22 protein-coding genes are annotated in these 19,902 nt (G+C 69.0%); 18 read left to right on the top strand and 4 right to left on the bottom strand.

Translation table 11 applies throughout. The features are described from left to right. Positions 1-50: 50 nt before the first annotated feature. Positions 51-2,723, bottom strand: a complete 2,673-nt coding sequence (locus QFW81_RS15230) for a bifunctional diguanylate cyclase/phosphodiesterase (protein ID WP_280579979.1) — start codon at positions 2,721-2,723, stop codon at positions 51-53. Between the two features lie 207 nt (positions 2,724-2,930). On the opposite strand from QFW81_RS15230, the gene QFW81_RS15225 reads away from it, so the two are divergent. Continuing rightward, positions 2,931-3,653, top strand: coding sequence for an ACT domain-containing protein (locus QFW81_RS15225; RefSeq protein ID WP_280579978.1), 723 nt, complete (start codon positions 2,931-2,933; stop codon positions 3,651-3,653). A 142-nt stretch (positions 3,654-3,795) separates the two neighbouring features. On the opposite strand, the gene QFW81_RS15220 is transcribed toward QFW81_RS15225, so the two are convergent. The 3 genes from QFW81_RS15220 to QFW81_RS15210 all read right to left on the bottom strand — a co-directional run bounded on the left by QFW81_RS15220 (position 3,796) and on the right by QFW81_RS15210 (position 6,284). Beyond that, on the bottom strand, positions 3,796-4,374 hold the full coding sequence (locus QFW81_RS15220; RefSeq protein ID WP_280579977.1) for a hypothetical protein: 579 nt from the start codon (positions 4,372-4,374) through the stop codon (positions 3,796-3,798). 69 nt (positions 4,375-4,443) lie between these two features. After that, complete coding sequence (locus tag QFW81_RS15215) at positions 4,444-5,001, bottom strand: papain-like cysteine protease family protein (RefSeq protein WP_280579976.1); 558 nt, start codon at positions 4,999-5,001, stop codon at positions 4,444-4,446. A 308-nt stretch (positions 5,002-5,309) separates the two neighbouring features. Beyond that, the gene (locus QFW81_RS15210; RefSeq protein WP_280579975.1) at positions 5,310-6,284 is read right to left on the bottom strand and encodes an alpha/beta fold hydrolase; all 975 of its coding nucleotides are present in this window, start codon (positions 6,282-6,284) and stop codon (positions 5,310-5,312) included. Positions 6,285-6,495: 211 nt separating this feature from the next. Here QFW81_RS15210 and QFW81_RS15205 point away from each other — a divergent pair, with 211 nt between their 5' ends. From QFW81_RS15205 to QFW81_RS15125, 17 genes are all read left to right on the top strand, one after another. Further along, entirely contained in the window at positions 6,496-6,876 is a 381-nt protein-coding gene (locus QFW81_RS15205; protein ID WP_280579973.1) for a hypothetical protein, read from the top strand. 211 nt (positions 6,877-7,087) lie between these two features. After that, positions 7,088-8,293 carry a serine hydrolase domain-containing protein gene (locus tag QFW81_RS15200; protein WP_280579972.1) on the top strand — a complete coding sequence of 402 codons (1,206 nt, stop codon included), beginning with the start codon at positions 7,088-7,090 and terminating at the stop codon, positions 8,291-8,293. A gap of 70 nt (positions 8,294-8,363) precedes the next feature. Next, a complete protein-coding gene (locus tag QFW81_RS15195) occupies positions 8,364-8,675 on the top strand; it encodes a cupin domain-containing protein (protein WP_280579971.1) in 312 nt (103 codons plus the stop codon). Between the two features lie 223 nt (positions 8,676-8,898). After that, positions 8,899-9,816: a hypothetical protein gene (locus QFW81_RS15190; protein WP_280579969.1), complete on the top strand. Its 918-nt coding sequence runs from the start codon at positions 8,899-8,901 to the stop codon at positions 9,814-9,816. A 114-nt stretch (positions 9,817-9,930) separates the two neighbouring features. After that, on the top strand, positions 9,931-10,662 hold the full coding sequence (locus QFW81_RS15185; protein WP_280579967.1) for a hypothetical protein: 732 nt from the start codon (positions 9,931-9,933) through the stop codon (positions 10,660-10,662). Positions 10,663-10,989: 327 nt separating this feature from the next. After that, positions 10,990-11,352, top strand: coding sequence for a nucleoside triphosphate pyrophosphohydrolase family protein (locus QFW81_RS15180; RefSeq protein ID WP_280579965.1), 363 nt, complete (start codon positions 10,990-10,992; stop codon positions 11,350-11,352). Between the two features lie 259 nt (positions 11,353-11,611). Next, positions 11,612-12,553 (top strand): DUF2059 domain-containing protein, encoded by a 942-nt coding sequence (locus tag QFW81_RS15175; protein ID WP_280579964.1) that lies wholly within the window; start codon positions 11,612-11,614, stop codon positions 12,551-12,553. A gap of 233 nt (positions 12,554-12,786) precedes the next feature. Beyond that, complete coding sequence (locus tag QFW81_RS15170; protein WP_331488088.1) at positions 12,787-13,140, top strand: FKBP-type peptidyl-prolyl cis-trans isomerase; 354 nt, start codon at positions 12,787-12,789, stop codon at positions 13,138-13,140. Positions 13,141-13,419: 279 nt separating this feature from the next. Continuing rightward, positions 13,420-13,632 (top strand): hypothetical protein, encoded by a 213-nt coding sequence (locus tag QFW81_RS15165; protein ID WP_280579962.1) that lies wholly within the window; start codon positions 13,420-13,422, stop codon positions 13,630-13,632. Between the two features lie 456 nt (positions 13,633-14,088). Beyond that, positions 14,089-14,430: a hypothetical protein gene (locus tag QFW81_RS15160; protein ID WP_280579960.1), complete on the top strand. Its 342-nt coding sequence runs from the start codon at positions 14,089-14,091 to the stop codon at positions 14,428-14,430. Between the two features lie 92 nt (positions 14,431-14,522). Beyond that, positions 14,523-14,981: a GNAT family N-acetyltransferase gene (locus tag QFW81_RS15155; protein ID WP_280579958.1), complete on the top strand. Its 459-nt coding sequence runs from the start codon at positions 14,523-14,525 to the stop codon at positions 14,979-14,981. Between the two features lie 395 nt (positions 14,982-15,376). Then, a complete protein-coding gene (locus QFW81_RS15150) occupies positions 15,377-15,856 on the top strand; it encodes a helix-turn-helix transcriptional regulator (RefSeq protein WP_280579956.1) in 480 nt (159 codons plus the stop codon). After that, positions 15,856-16,266, top strand: a complete 411-nt coding sequence (locus QFW81_RS15145; protein WP_280579954.1) for a VOC family protein — start codon at positions 15,856-15,858, stop codon at positions 16,264-16,266. Before QFW81_RS15150 ends, QFW81_RS15145 begins: the two co-directional genes overlap by 1 nt. Beyond that, on the top strand, positions 16,263-16,478 hold the full coding sequence (locus QFW81_RS15140) for a hypothetical protein (RefSeq protein ID WP_280579952.1): 216 nt from the start codon (positions 16,263-16,265) through the stop codon (positions 16,476-16,478). Before QFW81_RS15145 ends, QFW81_RS15140 begins: the two co-directional genes overlap by 4 nt. Before the next feature lie 573 nt (positions 16,479-17,051). Beyond that, the gene (locus QFW81_RS15135) at positions 17,052-17,432 is read left to right on the top strand and encodes a VOC family protein (protein ID WP_280579950.1); all 381 of its coding nucleotides are present in this window, start codon (positions 17,052-17,054) and stop codon (positions 17,430-17,432) included. 169 nt (positions 17,433-17,601) lie between these two features. After that, positions 17,602-18,132: a GNAT family N-acetyltransferase gene (locus QFW81_RS15130; RefSeq protein ID WP_280579948.1), complete on the top strand. Its 531-nt coding sequence runs from the start codon at positions 17,602-17,604 to the stop codon at positions 18,130-18,132. A 400-nt stretch (positions 18,133-18,532) separates the two neighbouring features. After that, on the top strand, positions 18,533-19,651 hold the full coding sequence (locus QFW81_RS15125) for an alpha/beta hydrolase (protein ID WP_280579946.1): 1,119 nt from the start codon (positions 18,533-18,535) through the stop codon (positions 19,649-19,651). Positions 19,652-19,902 lie beyond the last annotated feature (251 nt).

Raw genomic sequence — 19,902 nt, 5'->3', positions numbered from 1 at the left:
GGTCCGGGTCCTTGGGGTGGATGGTCTGCGGGCCCACGAGTATAGGGCGCTCATGCAACGTCACGCTGGAACACCACCCGCTCGGGCCGATGCAGCAGGAAGCCCTGGGCATAGTCCACGCCGAGCTCGCGCAGCACCGACAGCACGCTCTCCTCCTCCACCCATTCCGCGAGCACCTGCAGCCGGCGCTCGTGGCCGATCCGGGTCACCGCATCGACGATGATGCGGCTGACCGGGTCGCGCCCCAGGTCGCGCACGAAGCTGCCGTCGATCTTGATGCTGTCCACCGGCAGGTTCTTCAGGTAACCGAACGAGGACATGCCGGCGCCGAAATCATCCAGCGCGATCCGGCATCCGGCCGCGCGCAGGCGCTCGATCACCTGGGCGACGCGCTGCAGATCGCGCACCGCCACCGTTTCGGTGATCTCGAAACACAGCCGCTGCGGCGGCACCCCGAACGTGGCCACCGCATCGAGGATGAAGTCCGCCAGGCCGTCGTCCTCGACGCTGGCACCGGACAGATTGATCGCACAGCTGTGCAGCTGCGCGCCGCCCGGATGCAGCCGCGAGAAGTTGGCCAGCGCGGTCCGGATCACCCAGCGGTCCACGGCCGGCATCAGCCCGTAGCGCTCGGCTGCGCCGATGAACGCGCCGGGCAGGATCACGCCGCCAGCAGGGTCGCGTAGGCGCAGCAGCAGTTCCACATGCACCCCGGCATCCGCCGCCGGGTCCAGCGCCACCAGCTCCTGGTAGTCGAGCAGCAGATGCCCCTGCTCCAGCGCCCCGCGCAGGCGGTTGGCCCACTCCATCTCCCCGATGCGGTGGGTGCTGGCGGCATCGTCGCGATACGTGCACACGCGGTTGCGCCCGCGTTCCTTGGCCTGGTAGCACGCACTGTCGGCCCAGGCCAGCAGGTCCTTGAGCGTGTCGCCCTTGCCCTCGACCATGACCAGGCCGATGCTGGCGCTGAGCGTGTAGGTGCGTTCGAACCAGCGGAAGGTGTGCCGCTCGATGGCGCGGCGGATGCGCTCGGCCAGCGCTTCGGCCCGTGCCAGGTCCACGCCGGGCGCCAGCACGCCGAACTCGTCTCCGCCCAGCCGGGCCAGGATGCTGCCGGGCCCGAGTTCGGCGCGCATCGCCCGCACCAGCTGCACCAGCAACTGGTCGCCCGCCGCGTGCCCGGACAGATCGTTGATCAGCTTGAACTGGTCCAGGTCGAAGTACAGCAGCGCAAACGGCACGGGCGCCGCAGCCCCGTCATGGCCGGCCAGCGCTTCGCGCAGCAGCCGCTCGAACTCGCGACGATTGAGCAGCCCGGTCAGCTCGTCGTGGGTGGCCTGGTAATGCAGACGCTCGGTCATCGCACGCTGCGCACTGGTATCCGTGGCGACCATCAGCAGGTGTGGAACGCCCTCCACCTCCACCTGCGCCAGCGACGCATTGATCCAGAACGGGGCGAAGCCCGCCGGGGCCAGCATGGCTTCCTGGCTGCGCCAGCCACTGCCGCCCGTCGCCATGGCGATGGCGTCCTCGCAGGCACTGATGCTGGCGAACAGCGCGCACAGGGGCAGCCCCACCACATCGCCGAGCAACTCGCGGGACGCCTGGTTGGCGTAGGTGATCCGGCTGCCATCGCCGTTGGCCAGCAGCACCAGCGCCGGCAGCAGCTCGTTGAGGGTGCGAAAGCGCGCTTCGCTTTCGCCGAAGCGCAGGCTCATCCGTCGCCCCAGCTCCACCGCACGCTGCCGGGTGGTCATCTGCGACCACAGCAGCAGCGCCAGCAGCACGCTGATCGTGGTGCCGGCGACGAGGATCGCGCGCAGCGGCCCCCATTCGGCGGTGTCCCCGCGTGGCCACAGGCGCATCTCCCAGCGGCGGCCGCCGAAATCCATTTTCCGCACCTGCTGCGTGCGATCCGCATCGGGCTGCGCGGAGGCGAAGACCAGGTCCTGGCCCGGCGGCGCGTCCAGATCGCGGATCTGCACGTGCATGTCATCCAGGATCCGGCCCTCCAGCGCCCGGGTGATCATCGGCTCCAGCCGCAGGCTGACTGCCAGCGCGCCGATCTCGCGGGCCCGGCGTTCGGCCACCGTCAGCGGAACCGTGCCGTGGGAATAGACCGGCAGGCGCACGGTGATCCCCAGCGCGCTGTCCGCCCCACCCTCGAACTGCAGCAGCTGGAACGGTGCCGACGCGGTCGGCAGGTCGCGGTCGCGCGCCAGCTGCAGTGCCCGCAGGTTTTCCGGCTGCCGGCTGATATCGAAGCCGAGCAGGACCTCGTTTCCGTCCAGCGGCGCCACGAACTGGTAGCGATACGCGTCCGGCCCGGGAGGGTCGGAGCTGGCCTGGCGCTGCGCGAAGGCGGTGAGCACGTAGCCCTGCGCCAACTCGTGCGGACGCAGGTTGTGCTGGTAGTGGGCGAACTCCTGCTGGTTCATGCCCTTGCTGGACAGGAACACGGTCTGCATCGAGCGCAGCACCATCGCCGCGCCCTGCAGCGGCTGGCGCATGCGCGACTGCGCCGCACTCGCCAATGCCTGCTGCAGCGACTCGGCTCGCCGCTGCTGCTGCGCCCACTCGTGACGCGCGATCGCCGCCGTGCCCAGCAGGCCCAGCAGCAGCAACGCCAGCGCCCACAGAAGCGAGCTGGACGGCCATCCGCGTGCGCCGGCCTGATCTGCGCCGATCTCGCCGTGCGCCTGTGCTGCGTCCCGTGCTGGCATGAGTGCGGCTCCATGACGAGAACGGCAAGGATGCTGCCCCTTCCCCGTCGCACCGCGAAAAGCGGCCAGGCGGGGACCCGCGTCTTCCCGGCCGCCGCGGCCGGCCGACCGTGGCCATCAATACATCTAACGGTCGGTGAAGGGAACTCTTGACCCCCGATCCTTGCGGAAGTGGGGGCCAAGGGGAGGCAAACAGGTGTCAGGGACATGGTCCTCGCCCGGTTCGACGAAGGGGGCGGGGGCGCTGATCTGATCCAGGTGCTCCCTCCGGAGCGGGACGTGGAGCTTGTGCCGGCCCTCGGATACGCCATAGGCTCGCCGAAAGCGAAACAGGCCTCAGGGTTGAGCTTCCTGCTGGGCGACGAGCATCGGATGGCTGCGCGCATGATGTGCTGCGTGCATATCCTGCCGACTTCCAGCGCACGCCGGACGAGCGCGAGGAGATCGAACGCCTTCTGCTGGATCGGGACAAGTAAGGGAAAAGCAATGCAGGCGATCGCCGACCTCAAGGAACTGCTGCTCCACATGCAGCCGGAACTCGATCCAGGCCGCTACGCGTTCGTCACCCTGCCCGCCGGATTCCCGCTCGACCCGGCCCATGTGGTTGCGTCCATTCGCGAACCCGAAGGCCTTTCGGTCATCATCCCGGAGCAGGTTTCGGTGGAACTGGACCTGCCGGTCGCCTTCACTGCCGCCTGGATCACCCTCACCGTCCAGTCGGACCTGTCGGCCGTCGGCCTGACCGCCGCGTTCTCGCAGGCACTCGCACAGGCCGGCATCGGCTGTAACGTCGTGGCCGGCGTCTGCCACGACCATCTGTTCGTGCCGGTCGGGCAGGCCGAAGCCGCCATGGACGCCCTTCGCACCTTGGCGCGATCCACGGGCGAATCGCCGATGGGACCAGGCTCAGGTCCACCCGGCCTCGCGTGAGGCGGCGCGAGCATGCCGCAACCCGTCAGGCGCCACGTGGACCGGCTGCGAACTCTGCCTGCTGAGCGCGATCAAATGCCCCCCGGCAGGCGAAAGCCGCGCATCCGTGCGAGGCTCGCGCCTGGCGGGCGGAACACGACGCTCAGAGCGGCAGGCCGTTGTACCGCAACGCCGCCGGGCGCAGCGCGAGCAACGCCTGGGTGGCGGGAACGGCCGCGCCGGCCCGGAACTCGAACTCCGGCTCGTCACGGATCGGCGCGAACATCAGGGTGCCGTCGCCAGCGTGGAAGCCGATGAAGTACGTGCGCAGCGCAGCGACGTGCACCGCCATCGGCTCGGCCGCGCCGGAGGCACGGATGGCGTCGACCAGCCCTCTGGTCAAGGCGGGGCTGCCGAATCCGCTCGCCTGCCAGCCCTTGTCCGCGTTCTCGACCGTGATGCCCGAGCGCGTCGCGCCGTCGACGTTCACCGGAAACACCACCTGCTGCAGCGGCCGGAGCAGTGCGGCCGGATCGCCGCCCGCGTAAGCGCGCAGTTCGTCCAGCTGGACCAGGTACACCGGGATCGGCGCACCCAACGTGGCATCGGCGGCTTCTCCGGCGGATTCGAAACCCATCGCGCGGTAGTTCTGTTCCGTCACCAGCTGCGACAGCGTCGACAGGGACTTGCCGGCGACCTCCGTGGCCAGCCGGGCATCTGCAACGGGTGGCTGCTGGCTCATGGTTTGCGCTCCGGCGTGGCCGATCACGGCGCATGCGAGGAGCAGGATAAGCAGTTTCATGGCGTGCTCCTAGAGTCGGGTGACGTTGTAGTAGTCGTTCCAGTGCGTGTATCCCGCGCCGCTGACATAGGCGTCGTAGGTGATCACGCGCTGGTCTCCGACACCGGGGGCCCACGGGTCGTTGATGGTCACGTAATTCACGCCATCGATCGTGACATAGCCGATCACGACCATCATGTGGCCGCCGCCCCCGTTCCAGTGCCAGCTGTATGCGAACGGCTTCTTGCGGCAATGGATCTCCTTGCGCACGTCGGCCCAGCTCAGTGGCGCATCGGACGTGGTCTGGAAGCTGAAGCCGTATCGGTCGAACTCCGGCCAGCCGCCATTGACGCATGCGTTCGGCACCGGGCTGTTGCAGCAGTCGCTGCGGCCGAACCGGTCGTTGGCCTGGGTGCACTGGCTGACGTTGGTGCCGAGGTGTTGCATCACCATCTGTGCACTGGCGGCCCAGCACCACATTCCCGTGTCCTGCGCCCGCAGCGTGACCGGTTGCGAACCGATGACCGGCGGCCGGCAACACCCGGCGAGCAGCAGTGGCAGGCACAACAGCAGCAGGATCCTTTTCATATCGCCTCCAGCGTGAGCGTGCGCGCGGCCCGGGCCACGCGTCACGCATCGATCCCCTGCACTGGAGCCAACGCGTGCATGGCCGGGCGGCGGACACCGGCCGTCGGCGACGGCGCAGGGGACCAGAGGAGACCGAGGCAACCAGCCGGTCACCTCGTCCACGTCCGCACCCCGCCGCGGCCGTCCCCTTGGCCGTGACGTCACAGGGCGACCGAGGGTCTGCTCGACCATCGCATGGAAGCGGGGCGGCGCGACCAAAACTTTCCCAAGAGCGCGCCAACCGGAAGAAACGGCCCGTTCGCTCGATATTATTCGGAATGCCGTGCCATGAAATCGAGGATCAGGCGCGCGATCTCGTCGGTCTTCTCGTCGAGCGCGAAGTGGCCCGCGTCGAGCAGGTGGACCTCCGCGCCAGGCAGGTCCCGCTTGAACGCAGCACCGCCCGCGGCGATGAAGGACGGGTCGTTGGCGCCCCATACGACGAGGGTCGGCGGCTGGTGTTCGCGAAGCCAGGCCTGCCACTGCGGGTAGGCCGCGACATTGGTCCGGTAGTCGTAGAGCAGCGCCGACTGGATCGCGCGTTGCCCCGGCCTGGCGAGGTGCGCGAACTCGTCGAGCCAGGCTTGCGGGTTGTAGCGCTCCGGATGCGATGTGCCGGCGGTATGGCGCTGCATCGTGGTGTCGAACGACAGGAAGGCCTCGAGCACCTGCGGGTGGCCTTGGGGGTCGGCCCAGTATTCGGCCATGCCGGGCCACTTCCTGCCCAGGCCTTCCCGATAGGCATTGCCGTTCTGCGTGATGAGCGCGTCCAGCCGCTCCGGATGCGCGAGCATCATCCGGAAGCCGACCGGAGCGCCGTAATCGTGGATGTACAGGCTGTAGCGCTCCACCTTCAGGCGTACCAGCAGGTCATCCATCACCTTGGCGAGATGATCGAACGTATAGGGGAAGGCGGACGGATCGGGTGCGTCGCTTTGGCCGAAGCCCGGGTAATCCGGCGCGATGATGTGGTATCGGGTGGCCAGCAGCGGGATGAGCGTCTCGTACTGGCGGGACGAGGTCGGAAAACCATGCAGCAGGACGATGGTCGGCGCATCTTTCGGTCCGGCTTCGCGATAGAAGATCCCGACGCCATCGATCTCCGTCCTGTGATAGGTCGTCGTCGCATGACTCGACAGCAGCGGAGCAGCCCGAGCCGTCGGCGTGAAGCCGGCCAGCAAGCTCGCAGCTACCGCCACGCTGACCAGCCAGTTCTTCAGGTGCATCTGCAGTCCGTAGCCCATGAACAAGTCCTCGCTCGAGCCGATGTCGATCGTGTGGGGAACGCAGCACCTGGACAGGTCAGCCGCGCGACCATGGCTCTGTATTCGCTCGCGGAAGCTTCCCGGTTACACCAATGACGCGCGAGCCAGTGACGGACGAACTGCAGCAGTGGCGGAGACCGACCCGCCTCGTGCACAGTGGCGTCGACCGGCGCAAAGCGGGAGACGACCGATGCAGGACCCCTGGTGGCCGGGCTCGCCGCCACCGGCAGGCGAATCGGCACCTGTCCCATCGATGCCCGAGGGTCCAGCCGAACCGGTGCAGCAGGGCCTGCCGGGCATCCTGGTGCCCGTACTGGGGCTTGCGTGGCTGGCCTGCGGTCCCTGGTTCGCCGCTCACGCGGATCATTTCGGCCCCGGCATGATGCCCGCGCTCCTCTGGACGACCACCTACCCGGTGGCGGCAGTGCTGCAGATCTGGCTGGCGATCAGGCAGGTGTACCGATGGCGGAAAGGCGACTTCGGCGCGCGCTTCCGGTCCTGGCGGCTCGGTCCATGGCTGCTGGCTGCTCTCGGCTATATCGCGATGCCGATCGCGATCTTTCTGGGATAGACGCAAACGCGACGGGTGCTCGCAGGCAGGTATGACGTTCGGCGTGGCGCTGTACTTCTCGATCCCTGCGGTCATGGACTTCGGATCGCTTGTCCTGAAGCCGAACGCAAGCCGTCGGGCGAACTTCGTCGCCGCCGCCCCATCGACATCCGCAAGGCGGGCGGCGCATGATCCGGCCCGGGCCGTCGTGGCTTCCTGTCGGGAATTGCTGATGCCGAACCGCCGCCTGGCCCTGGCCATGACGCTCGCATGCCTCCTGGCGCTGGCGCCGCCGTGCGTTTTCGCGCAGGCGCCACCATCCGACGCCCCCGTGCCTGCGGGCGCATCGATCGACGCGCGCATCCGGCAGCAGATGGCGCAGGGCGGGATCGTCGGCATGGCGGCGGCGATCATCGTTGACGGCAGGGTGGCCTGGCGCGCCGGCTACGGCCACGCCAATCGCGAGGCGGGCACGCCGTTCACCCCGGAGACGGTGATGAACATCGCCTCGATCAGCAAGACCATCACCGGCGCCGCGATGATGCGCGCGGTCGAGCAGGGCCAGCTGTCGCTGGATGCCGACATCCAGCGGGCGGTGCCGTTCCCGGTGCGCAACCCGCACCGGCCCGGCCCGCCCATCACCCTGCGTCACCTGGCCACGCATACGTCCGGCATCACCGACCGCTGGGCGGTGTATTCACGCGGCTACCACTTTGGCCGCGATGCGCCGCAGCCGCTGGGCGGGTTCCTGGCCGGCTACTTCACCCCCGGCGGCGGCGACTACGCGGACGCGAACTTCCTCGAAGTGGCGCCCGGCACGCATCGCGAATACTCCAACATCGGCGCGGCGCTGGCCGGGCACGCGGTGGAACGCGCCACCGGGCAGTCGCTCGACGCCTACACGCGCGAACACTTCTTCGTGCCGCTGGGCATGGCCCGCACGCGCTGGTTCATGGCCGATGCGCCGATGGACGACCACGCCACGCTCTACGTCTCGCAGGACGGCATGCAGCTGCCGATCCAGCCCTACGGCCTGGTGACCTGGCCCGACGGCGGGCTGCGCACGTCGGTCGACGACCTGTCGAAGTTCTTCATCGCCCTGCTGCAGGGCGGCGAGTACGAAGGTACCCGCGTGCTGTCGCGCGAATCGGTGCTCGAGATGACGCGGCTGCAGTTCACCGCCAACCGCAAACCCGACAACGTGGACGTGGCCGAGAAGAACTCCGGCCTGTTCTGGCAGACCAAGTTCAACACCCGCTTCGTCGGCCACGGCGGCGGCGACCCGGGGCTGCGCACCGAGATGCTCGCCAGCCCCGCGCTGGACACCGGCGTGATCGTGTTCACCAACACCTCCGGAGAGGATTCGGTCGAAGCCTACGTGGCGATCTTCGAAGCGCTGTGGGCGCACGCGCAGTCGCTGCGCCCGGGCACGCCTTGACCTCCAGAACATGCCGTCACGGGGTGCGATACCCTTCCCCGGCGCACTTCCACCGGCGATTGGATCCTGCATGAAGATCTTCCGCGGCAGCACCTTCAAGGCGGACCGCCCCTGGGGCGCCACCGACATCGCCAACATGGGCGGCATCACCACGCGCCTGCACTGGACCGACGCGCCCTACAAGTGGCACGTCAACGACGGCGAGGAGGTGTTCGCCGTCCTCGATGGCCGGGTGGAGATGCGCTATCGCGAGGCCGGGGTGGAGCACAGCACCCTCCTCGAGACGGGCGACGTGTTCTATGCCGCGGTCGGAACGGAGCATGTCGCCCATCCCGTCGGCGAGGCCAGGATCCTGGTCGTCGAGCGCGAGGGCAGTGTCTGAGCGTGACGGACGCGGCCAGGTGCACGCCACGGACGCTCGTCGGCGGAGGCAGGCCGGACGGGGTCAGGTTCATCGTTCGGGAAGCGCCGGGCGCGCGCTCGCGCCCCGGTCCGTGATGCAGGGAGGCACGTGACGCATGCTGGGTTGGATCTTCGGCAAGCCCAAGGCACCGGCTCCGCGCGCACGTATGGAGGCGCCTGAGGCCGAACGTGTCGACGTTGCCATGCACTGGCGTGCCGGCACCCGGTTCCCGATTCCCGCGTGGGAGGCGATGAGTGCCACTGTCAGGCAGGCCGACAATGCAGTGCTCGACCGCTACTTCACCGCTGCGGCCCGACAGTGGCTGGACGCGCTGGGCACGGCGCTGCCCGACGGCGAGTACGTGCGACAGGCCGCCGCGAATTTCCTGCTCCTGTCTTCGCTGCCCGGGCGCACGGCGACGCTGGTCCTGGACAGGTGCGAACAGGCGCTGCGGGCCATCCGCACGCGGCTGGGGCCGCTCGCATGCGACGGCGGACACGGCCCCTATGTCGTCATGGTGTTCGCCTCGCGCGAGACCTACTACGACTACCTGGACCACTACAGTCCGGCAGGCGGCGACCACGCGCCGTCCAGCGGTGTGTTCATCAATGATGGCTACGGCCACTTCGCCAGCTGGCACGATGGCCTGGACGACCTCGAGCCGGTCGTCGTGCACGAACTCACCCACGCGCTGCTCACCCACCTGCCGCTGCCGGTGTGGCTCAACGAAGGCATTGCGGTCAATGTCGAGCAGGCCCTCCTGCCCCGGATGGCCGACCCCCGCCTGCGCCTGTACAGCCCCGCCGAGATGCATGCCCGCCACCTTGGCTGGTGGAACCGCGAGCGCATCCAGGCGTTCTGGTCCGGCAAGGCGTTCCGGGTCGGCGATGGCGAGGAGCTGGCCTACGACCTGGCCGCCACCATCACCCGCCTGGCAGCGAAGCAGGATGAATCCGCGTTCCGTGCGTTCGTGCTCGCAGCCCGCTGGGAGGATGCCGGCCAGGGCGCGGAGACCGAACTCGGGTTTCCGCTGGTCCACCTGGTCGAGGCGGTACTGGGCGAAGGCGAATGGGAGCCACGTCCGGCAGAATGGCGACGGCCGGAGGCGTCCACAGCCTGAGTTCCGGGTCCGCGCTGCCGAGACAGAGGAGTCGGGTTCCGGAGTCCGGGACCGGCCTCCGTGCCGTCAACCGGGAGCGGGATTCCGATTGCAGATGAAGGGGAGTTCGTAGGGATGCGCATCCATCGCACATGTGCGGCTCTGGCCTGGTCGGTCGGCGTGCTCTGTGGCCCGCAGCCTGCTGCAGCCGCTGAACCGCAACCGGTCGAGACCTTCGTGTTCGTAGGCGAACGCCTCTCCATCGAGGAGGCACCCGATCCCTGCGAGCAGGCGTCCAAGCAGAGCGGCGAGCCGGACTGCATCACCATGGATTCGCTCTACACCGCACGCTACCGTGTCCTGGAGCCGATCGCCGGGGCGTTCCCCGGGGAACTGGTCGAGTTCAACGTGGCTGATCATTACGGCTTCCCGCCATTCGCGCGCTTCGGTAGCGCGCTGCTGTTCGTGGCGCTGTCCGAAGAGGGCCCGTGGCTCCACAAGTACCAGGCGATTCCGGTCCACCGGGCGGTCGACGGCCAGTGGGCCTCGTGCGGCGACATCCGCTTCGACCCTGCCGGCAAGCCCTCGCCGCAGCTGAGGACGCTCAGCTTCAGGCAGGAGGTGGCACTCGAATCGGAACTGTCCGAGCACATGCTCGCCAGCTACCGGGCCGGTGAGATGCCGCATTGGCGCATCGCGCACGGCAAGGTCTGGTGCTCGCAGGGAATCCTGCTGGAGCACGTGTACGAGGCCGTGCGCAGCGGCGTGATGCAGGCGCGCGGGATTCCGCTTCCCGCCTGGACCGGGCGTGCGTCAGCACATGATGCCTACCGTCCTGCGGTGCATCCCGCTGTTCCCACGCGTTGAACGGTCCGGCAGGCATGGATGCACCGAGAGGGTTGAGCCCCCTGCTGCGCCTGGCCATTCCCGTCTTCGTTGTGCTCGTCGCCACGCTGTCTCTAGCGTATGCGGCCATCGCATGGTGGATGTCCGCTGGCCCGGGATCCCCCTGCCACGCGTTCCGGAACGACCCACTGGCCGTCTGCCGTTCGATCACGTGGTCCTTCGGACCCTCCCTGCCCGCTGTCGCGTTCGCACTCCTCGTGCTCTTCGGGTTCAGCGTGCTGGCGGCCTGGGCATGGCGGGCGCGCACGCGGCGACGGCGGAAGTGACGGATGCAGGCTACCGCACTCCATGCAATCTGAATCCAGCGAGACCCATATGAAACTCGGTGACCTCCAGCAATCGGCACTTGATCTCAACGCGCTCTACGAACGACTCGAGATCAGGCGCCACGGACGCGTCTGGACCACGGAAGAACTGGCGCTCGGCTTCGTAGGTGACGTGGGCGACCTGGCGAAACTGATCCAGGCCCGCGCCGGTGTCCGCACGATCGACGACTGGCAAGCGAAGCTCGGCCATGAACTCTCGGACTGTCTCTGGTCGATCCTGGTGCTCGCGCACAAATGCGGGATCGACCTGGAGGCCGAGTTCGCCAGGAACATCCGGGAGCTGAGCGAGTACCTGTCGACCGAACTCGGGGCGTCGCAGAAGTAGTGTGAGCACTGCGCAGGATCGCCTGTCGGGGCGGCCAGATCCCGCACGGGCAGTCCGCCGGCGACAGCTCAGCCAGAGTGTAAGCTTCCCCCGTCAGGCCCGGGGACGCCATGGAAAGAGAGGAGCGCAGACTCGATGCGGCCACGGCCGGCATCGAGCTCGAGCTCCGCCTGTCCGCACGGCGGTTCAGCGCACGGCTGTCGTCCCTTTGCGCCGCGCCCGATTGGACGTGGTGTTTGGAGAACTGTCGAGGAGACCAATGACGCGTATCCGGATTCTTCCCCTGCTGTTGGGAGTCGCCCTTCTGCCCGGTGCGATCATCGCGCAGGAGCCATCGCCGACGACTCTCGCCCGCGCGGAGCGGCTCACCGCGGCCATGGAGTACGACCAGGCATTCGAGGAGGGCCTGGCGGTCTGCCGTGAGAAGGCGCGCGACGAAGACGTCGCGGTGCTGGTCGCGAAATCTCCCGAGATGTTCGGCGGCATCGTGCCCGGAGACGAGGACTGGCCCAAGGCCAGGAACCTGTACCTCGACATGCTGGCCACGGGGTGCGCTTACTCGCGGGCACCCGCCATCGATGCGTTTACGCAGACGCTCGCCGCGACACTGAGCGACGAGGACATGGAGGCGCTCGTCACGTTCTACGGTACCGGGCTCGGCCAGCGCTTCCGGCGCGCCTCGCATGCCGCCAATCGTGCGGCGGGCCTGGCGAGCCAGCCCTTGCCCGAGCGGGACGCCGCGTACGAGATTTACGCGGCCGCGCTGAACGAGCTCCTGGCTGGCCGCCAGGAACCGAAGCATGCCCGGACCGCCACGCACGCCACCCCCGTCGCCGCCCGCCCGATCCCGTCCGCGGACGAGGCCGTGGCGCTCAGCGACCGCGTGATGCAGTCCGTCGGCGGGGACGTGCGGGGGGCACTGGACCTCCTGGTGGCGCATTCGGTGATCGACCCGGACCAGTTGGACCCGCTGATCGACAAGCTCGAGGAGAGCATGCCGATGGCGGATGGCCGCTACGGCAAGGTGCTCGACTACGAGCTGTTGCGCAACGACACCATCGGCGACAGCGTGATGCGGCTGATGTTCCTCCAGCGCAGGGAGCGTTACGCCATGAACTGGCAGTTCGTCTGGTACCGGGGCGATGGCGGCTGGCTGCTGTCGGGGTTCCGTTTCGCCGACGATCTTGGACATCTGTTCTGACGCGCTGGTCGTGGACCCGGGACGACAGATCGGCGCTCTTGCTTCTGTCGCACCGATTGGCCGACGGGGACCGTCTTGCCTGCGCGCCCTGCGCTCTGCCCGATTGAGCGTCTTGACGATCGGGCCGTGCGGCTCGAAAGCGCGCGACGCTTGCCCGCCCGAACGTTGAAGTCTGATCGGCCGCGGGCGGTACACTGCGCGGCCACGCACTCCATCCGCACGAGGATCCCTGCATGCCCTTTACCACCACCGCCTCCGGCCTGCAGTTCGAGGACACCGTCGTCGGCACCGGCGCCGAAGCCAGGCCCGGACGCAACGTGGTCGTGCATTACACCGGCTGGCTGTTCGACGGCGGCGAGCAGGGCGCGAAGTTCGATTCCAGCCGGGATCGCGCCGAGCCCTTCGTGTTCGCGCTGGGCGAGGGCATGGTCATCCAGGGCTGGGACGAAGGCGTGCAGGGCATGAAGGAAGGCGGCCGGCGCACCCTCATCATCCCGGCCAGCCTGGGCTACGGCGCACGCGGCGCCGGTGGCGTCATCCCGCCGAACGCCACGCTCAAGTTCGACGTGGAACTGCTGGGGGCCTGAGCCCGTCCACCGGGAGCGACTCCCGCACCCGACGCGGCTCGCCCGGGCTCTGTCCATGCGTACCGACCATCGGGCGATGGCCTGATCGTGTTCGTCAACGCGCCGAGCCGTCACTCCACGCAGGCCATGCCACGCGTGCTGTTCCTGCCAGACCCGCACTCGCCGTTCCTGCCGCGCTGACGTGCGCGGCTGGCGCGTGAAGCCTGGGCGCCGTAGGCATCACCCTGCGTTGCCGCGCACCCGGCTAGCCTCCAGTGCCGTCGACGACCAGGACACTCCATGCCGAACCCTCGCGACATCCCCGGTCAGATCCCGCATCCCGCCCGCGATCCGGTCCCCGATACGCCGATCGATCCTGTGCCCGACACACCGGTCGACCCCGTTCCCGACACGCCCATCGACCCGGTCCCCGACACGCCGATCGATCCAGTGCCGGATCAGCCCGTGGACCCCACCGCTCCGACGCCGTTGCGCGAGCCCGTGCAGGGCTGAGTTGTCGGCGCGCCGATGCGGCAGGGATCTTCCGGTTCGCCGCGCGACGCGACACCGGAACGCGGCGAAGCCCGCACACCTACCCAGCGGCTTGATGCCGCCGTGCGGGATTCATCTGCCTGCGCCGCCTGAGCGCACCTCGCGCTCTTCTTGAAATGAGGCGGCACGGAAGCGATACGCCAGCGTCGCCTCGTCCCATGGACACTGCGGGAATCCGCGATGGAACGGCTTCGAACACAGTGACGCTGCATGAACATCCTCGTTCGTAGGGTGGCGCAACCGGGTCGTCGACCCATCCGCTCCGGAGATCCCGTGAAGACTCTCGCCCTCGTGCTTGCCGTTGTCGCGCTGGCCGCGTGTTCCGATCGAAAGCCCGCTGCGGACGCGTCCGGACCCGACGCAGCGACTGCCGCCCTGTCGCCGGCACCGGCAGACGCCGCAGCTGCCGGTCAGGACATGGACACCGGCACCACGCCCGCCGCGCCCACCGCGCCGCCTCCGCCCGCCGACACCGCGATGGCGGACGCCGACTACCTCGGTCGCTGGACCGGTGTGGAGGGCATGTACCTGGTGGTGGCCGCGAAGCCGGGCGGCGGCGTCACCATGGAGATGCAGTGGGATCTCGACAACTCCGGCACGTTCGACGGCTCGGTGACCGCCGAAGGCCTGCGCTTCATGCGCGACCGCGTGGCGGAAACCGCCGTGCCCACCGATGGCGACGCCACCGGCCTGAAGTACCTCGCCGGCAAGCAGGACTGCCTGACGGTGAAGCCGGGCGAGGGGTATTGCCGGGATTGAGGCCTGCCACCGCGCGTCGAGCATCCGGTCCAGCGCGGCGCTTTTTTCCGCAACTGCCCGCGCGGACCAACTTCCGAGACGAGGCTCGCGCCATGCACATCCGTCCCGCCTCGACCGCCGACCGCGACGCCATCCTGGCGCTGGTGCCGCGCCTGGCCGAACACGGCACGCCGCCGGGCCGCGACCGTGAGCGGATCTCGGCCGTGGACACGGAGACCATCGCGGCGGTCATCGACCTGCGCAGTCCGGAGGTCGAGGTGCTGGTGGCCGAGGACGGCGACGGGCTGCTCGGATTCGTGCACGTCAGGACAGTGACCGACTACTACACGCAGGCGCCGATCGGCCACGTGTCCGACCTCGTGGTGGCGGAGAAGACCGAGGGGCGAGGCGTGGGCCGCGCGCTCATCGAAGCCGCGCAATCCTGGGCGCGCGACAGGGGTTACCGGATGATGCAGCTGTACGTGTTGCCGGAGAACACCGGCGCACGTGCGCTCTACGAGCGCATGGGCTATCGCGGCGAGTGGATCAAGTACGTCACGCCGCTGTCATGAAGAGGCACGCAAGGGCAAGCCCGCGAAGTCCACCGTAGCCCGGATAAGCGAAGCGCATCCGGGATCGCGGGATCGGAAACGCGATCCGGCAAGTTTCGTGATTGCGCCCATACGAGAGGTGCGTGTGCATCGAGGGGGTGTCGCGGATCCCCGGATGCGGCCTGCGGCCTTATCCGGGCTACGCCTACCGTGGCCCGAAACGTAACCCGGGCCCCGTAGCCCGGATAAGCGAAGCGCATCCGGGATCTCGGGATCGTATCGCGGCCCATGGCCCGGTCCGGTGTGCCCGCCCGGCCGTCTGAAGCGGGACCGCCGGTGAAGCAAACATCGCCGCGCCCGCCCGTGGCGTATGCTCGCGCCCGGCTGCCGACCGCACGACCCGTCACCACGAACGCATGCCCCAGGACCCGAAACTGCTGCGACGCCTGCTGCGCGCCAGGGACCGCATCGACGCCGCCTCGCACGAGGACTGGCCTGTCCGGCGCCTGGCCGAAGTGAGCGCGGTGTCGCCCGCCCACTTCGCACGTGCCTTCAGGCAGGCGTTCGGCCTGCCGCCGCACCGGTACCTGCTCACGCGCCGCATCGAACGCGCGGCCACGCTGCTGCGCGAGACCGACCTGCCGGTGTCCGACATCGCCTTCCGGACCGGATGGAGCAGCCTGGGCACGTTCGGCCGGGTGTTCCGCGAGATCACCGGCACGCACCCGGGACAGCTGCGGCTCGACGCACGCGCCGCGGTGCAGGCGCCCGCCCTCGTGCCCGCCTGCGTGCTGGGCGCCGCGCACCGGCCGGACCTCGATTCCGCAGTTTCGGAGAAGCGGCGGCGGCGCGCGGCCGGTACAACGTCCACCGTCGAATCCGCGGATGTCATGTGATGGAAGGTGTGGGCGTGGTGGGGCTGTACGTGCGGGACCAGGACGAGGCGCTGTCGTTCTACGTGGACAAGCTCGGCTTCCGGGTGCATACGGACGTGAGCAACGGCGGTTATCGCTGGCTGACGGTGCAGCATCCCGGACAGCCGTCGTTCCAGCTCGGGCTGTTCCTGCCCGGGCCGCCGGTACTCGACGCGGCCACGGCGCAGGCGGCGCAGGCGCTGGTGGCCAAGGGCGCGATGCCGCCGCTGGTGTTGACGGTGGCCGATTGCCGGGCGGCGCATGCGCGCATGCGCGCGGCCGGGGTGGAGTTCACCCAGGAACCGATGGACCGCTACGGCACGGTGGACGCGGGCTTCCGCGACCCGTCGGGCAACGGCTGGAAGATGATCCAGCAGCAGGGCGCGCCATGAGCGCGAGCCGTGGCATCCGACAGCTGCACCGGTGGGTCTCGATGCTGTTCGTGCTGACGGTGGTGGCCAACTTCGTCGCGATGGTGTTCGGCCCGCCGCCGCCCTGGATCACCTACGCACCGCTGCCGCCGCTGGCGCTGCAGCTGCTGAGCGGCCTGTACCTGTTCGTGGTGCCGTACCGCGCCGGGCGCCCGACAGGGCAGTCGGCGTAGCCCTCGACGCTTATCCGGACCACGTAGCCCGGATAAGCGAAGCGCATCCGGGAATGCCGGATCGAAGTGCGCGCCGACAAGGTGCTTGAGCGCAGCCCGGCACGGGTTGCATGCATCCAAGCGTGTCGCGGATCCCCGGATGCGGCCTGCGGCCTTATCCGGGCTACGCGTCGACGTGGCCCGCAACCGTAGCCCGGATAAGCGAAGCGCATCCGGGGATCTTGGAGATCGCGGATTCGCGGAAATCGCGAGGATCGAGAATCGCGGATTCGCGGATTCGCGAGGACGCGTGCACGCTCCAAGCGCGTTCCGGCAAGTCGCATGCATGGCGGAAGATCGTGCATGGCGAAGAGTCGCGCATCCCGGAAGGTATCGCGCATACCGGACGCCCTGGTATCCCGAAGCATCCTTCGGCTCTGGCACCGACAGGCGCCGCATGCGGCCGCGATCGGCGGCGGTGCCCAAGGTCGTCGTGTTTCGTGGCACAGTCCCGCGGCGGAGCGGGCTCCCCGGACCGCTCGCATGCGCCCGCGCCATCCGGCCACGGGTGGCGGACCCTTCCTGGAGGCAGGCATGCAGCGCGTCACCGGCATCGGCGGGATCTTCTTCAAGTCGCCCGACCCCAGCGCCCTGGGCGCGTGGTACCGCGACCACCTCGGCCTGGACGTGACCGAATGGGGCGGCACGATGTTCACGTGGGGCGGCGACGGCAGCCCGAAAGGCATGACGCTGTGGAGCGCGTTCGCGCAGGACACGGAGTACATGGCGCCCGGCACAGCCAGCTTCATGATCAATTTCCGGGTCGCGGACCTGGACGCGCTGCTGGCCGCGCTGCGCGACGAAGGCTGCCACGTGCTGGACAGGACCGACGTGTCCGAACAGGGCAAGTTCGGCTGGGTGATCGATCCGGACGGCAACAAGGTGGAACTGTGGGAGCCGCCGGCGGAGCAGTAGCGACCACGCGGAAGACCGCCCCTGAGGGCGCGCGACGCCGTTGCGCCTCGACGCTCGTCTCCGCCGGCGCCGTACATCCCCCTGGCTGGCGCGAACGGATCCGTGCGGACGCCATGTCGTCCGCGCCACACACACGCACGCCACGCATGCCGCGCATGATGCAACGGCCATGACCCCGCTCGAGATCCAGGTGGTCCGGTTCGGCGATCTGCCGGATACGCGGCGCGACGAGCTGGCCGCGGCGGCGTCGCATGCATTCGACCGGTTCGAGATCGTGCGCCGGACGGTGTGGGCCACGCCGGACTGGTCCGTGCTCGGGCTGCACGAGGGCCGGCTGGCCGGCTTCTACAACGCGATCGAACGCACGGTGCAGTTCGACGATCGCGCGGTACGCGTCATCGGGCTCAACAACCTGGTCGTGCTGCCCGGCGAGCGTGGGTGCGGCATCGCGTCGCGGCTGCTGCGGGAGACCATGCCGATGTGGTTCGACGCCTGGGGCGCGCGCCAGGGGCTGCTGCTGTGCGCCGACGCCCTGGTGCCGTTCTACGGGACGCTCGGCTGGCAGGCGGTGTCGTCGGAGGTCCGCTACGCGCAGCCCGGGCTGCCCCCGCAGCGCTGGACGGCGCGGTGCATGCTGCTGCATCCCGACCGCGGGCCGGTGGCGCCGGGCGTGATCGATCTGGACGGCCTGCCCTGGTAGCGGCACGTTGCGAACGGCACCGCCCGACATTGACCATTCCGCTCGCGTCGACCGGAGGATCCTGCTTGCCGTCGCCAGCCACCCTGGGTCACCGTGCACTGTCGACTGCGTCTCCGGCGACCGGATGGTACGGTGGCGCGCCGCCGGCCCGGGGCACTTCAGGTCGCCGGTCTGGACCGGATCGACGTGGATCGCGGGAGCTCCGCGCGGTCTTACGTTCAACGGTCACAAGTGCACTGGCGCCCCCGTCCAGTCATCACGCATCCAGCGCAGGAACGAGATGGACACCGCACGCTTTCAGCACGCCGCAGTTTGTCCGCGCCATACGCAGCCGCGCCCCCCGTCCGCGCGCCGCGTCGAAAAAGCTACCCGGCCAGCGGGGAGGATGCGTGCGGCGCACGTGTCGCGCTGTACGGCCTTCTTCCTTGCGGTCCTGATTCTGTCTGCTCCGTTGCTTGCATGGAGCGCCGAGCCGGCACCGCCGAAGAACCGGGCGGAAGCGGTCGAGGTCATCCGCGAACTGCGCAGGATCGTGACCCCGCGTGGGGTCGAGCGCTACGAGATGGTGCCGATCGGCGGCATCCCGCAGTTCATGAGCATCCGCGGCGCGGACCGTGCCAACCCGGTGCTGCTGATCCTGCACGGCGGGCCCGGGTTTCCCACCTCCACCATGGCCTGGTGGGGCACCCGCGGGCTGGAGGAATACTTCACCGTGGTCCACTGGGACCAGCGCGGATCGGGCAAGACCCATCTGGCCAGCGATCCGGAGCAGGTGGCGCCGACGATGACGCCGGAGCGCTTCGTCGACGATACCGAGGAGGTGGTGGCGTGGCTGCGCGACGAGTTCGACCAGGACAAGCTGTTCGTGCTGGGCACGTCGTGGGGCAGTTATGTCGGCCTGAAGTTCGCACTGCGCCGCCCGGAGTGGCTGCACGCCTACATCGGCATGGGCCAGGCCATCGACATCCCGGAAAGCGAGCGGCGCGGCTACGCATTCGCGCTGGAGGCAGCGCGCAAGGCCGGCAATCGGCAGGCCGTCGCCGACCTGGAATCGATCGCGCCGTATGCGCAGTCCGGCGGCCGGATCCCGCTGGCCGACATCGCGCTCGAGCGGAAGTGGTCCGACCACTTCGGCGGCGTGATGGCCTACCGCACCGGTCAGATCGACGGTATCGCCGTGCGCCTGTCGCCGGAGTATTCCGACGAGCAGGCCCGGCGCGCCTACGAGGGCAACGTCTATTCGCAGGACTTCCTGTTCAGCGATATCGTGGGCGTCGACATGAGCGACGTGCGGCGCCTGGAATGCCCGCTGATCGTGCTGGCAGGGCGCCACGACCGCAGCGTGAACTCCTACGTGGCGCGCGAATGGTTCGAGACGGTGCAGGCGCCGGCCAAGCACTTCGAATGGTTCGAGCACTCGGCCCACGAGATCATCGCCGAAGAGCCGGGCAAGCTGCTCATGACCCTGGTGCAGCACGCCAGGCCGCTGGCCGAACGCAGCGGCGACGGGGCGCCGTAGCGTCGCGCGCTCGGCACATGCCGGTTCACGTCGCGCAGACCGCGCATCCGCGTAGCCCGGATAAGCGAAGCGCATCCGGGACCATGACCGATCGCAACGCGCCGCCAATTCGCGTACACCCCGAACGCCGACACGCACCCCCGCGCGGCCCACGGCCGCGCGACAGACGCCGTCCCCACCGTCACCCGATCGGCGAAGCGCCTCCGGACGGATCCCGACCAACACACGGCGCCCTGCGGCGCATGCGGCAC

Origin of the sequence: Luteimonas kalidii (assembly GCF_029887935.1) — a bacterium.
Lineage (GTDB): Bacteria > Pseudomonadota > Gammaproteobacteria > Xanthomonadales > Xanthomonadaceae > Luteimonas > Luteimonas kalidii.
Note: the sequence above shows the minus strand (reverse complement) of the source record. Positions and strands in the feature narration are given on the sequence as shown.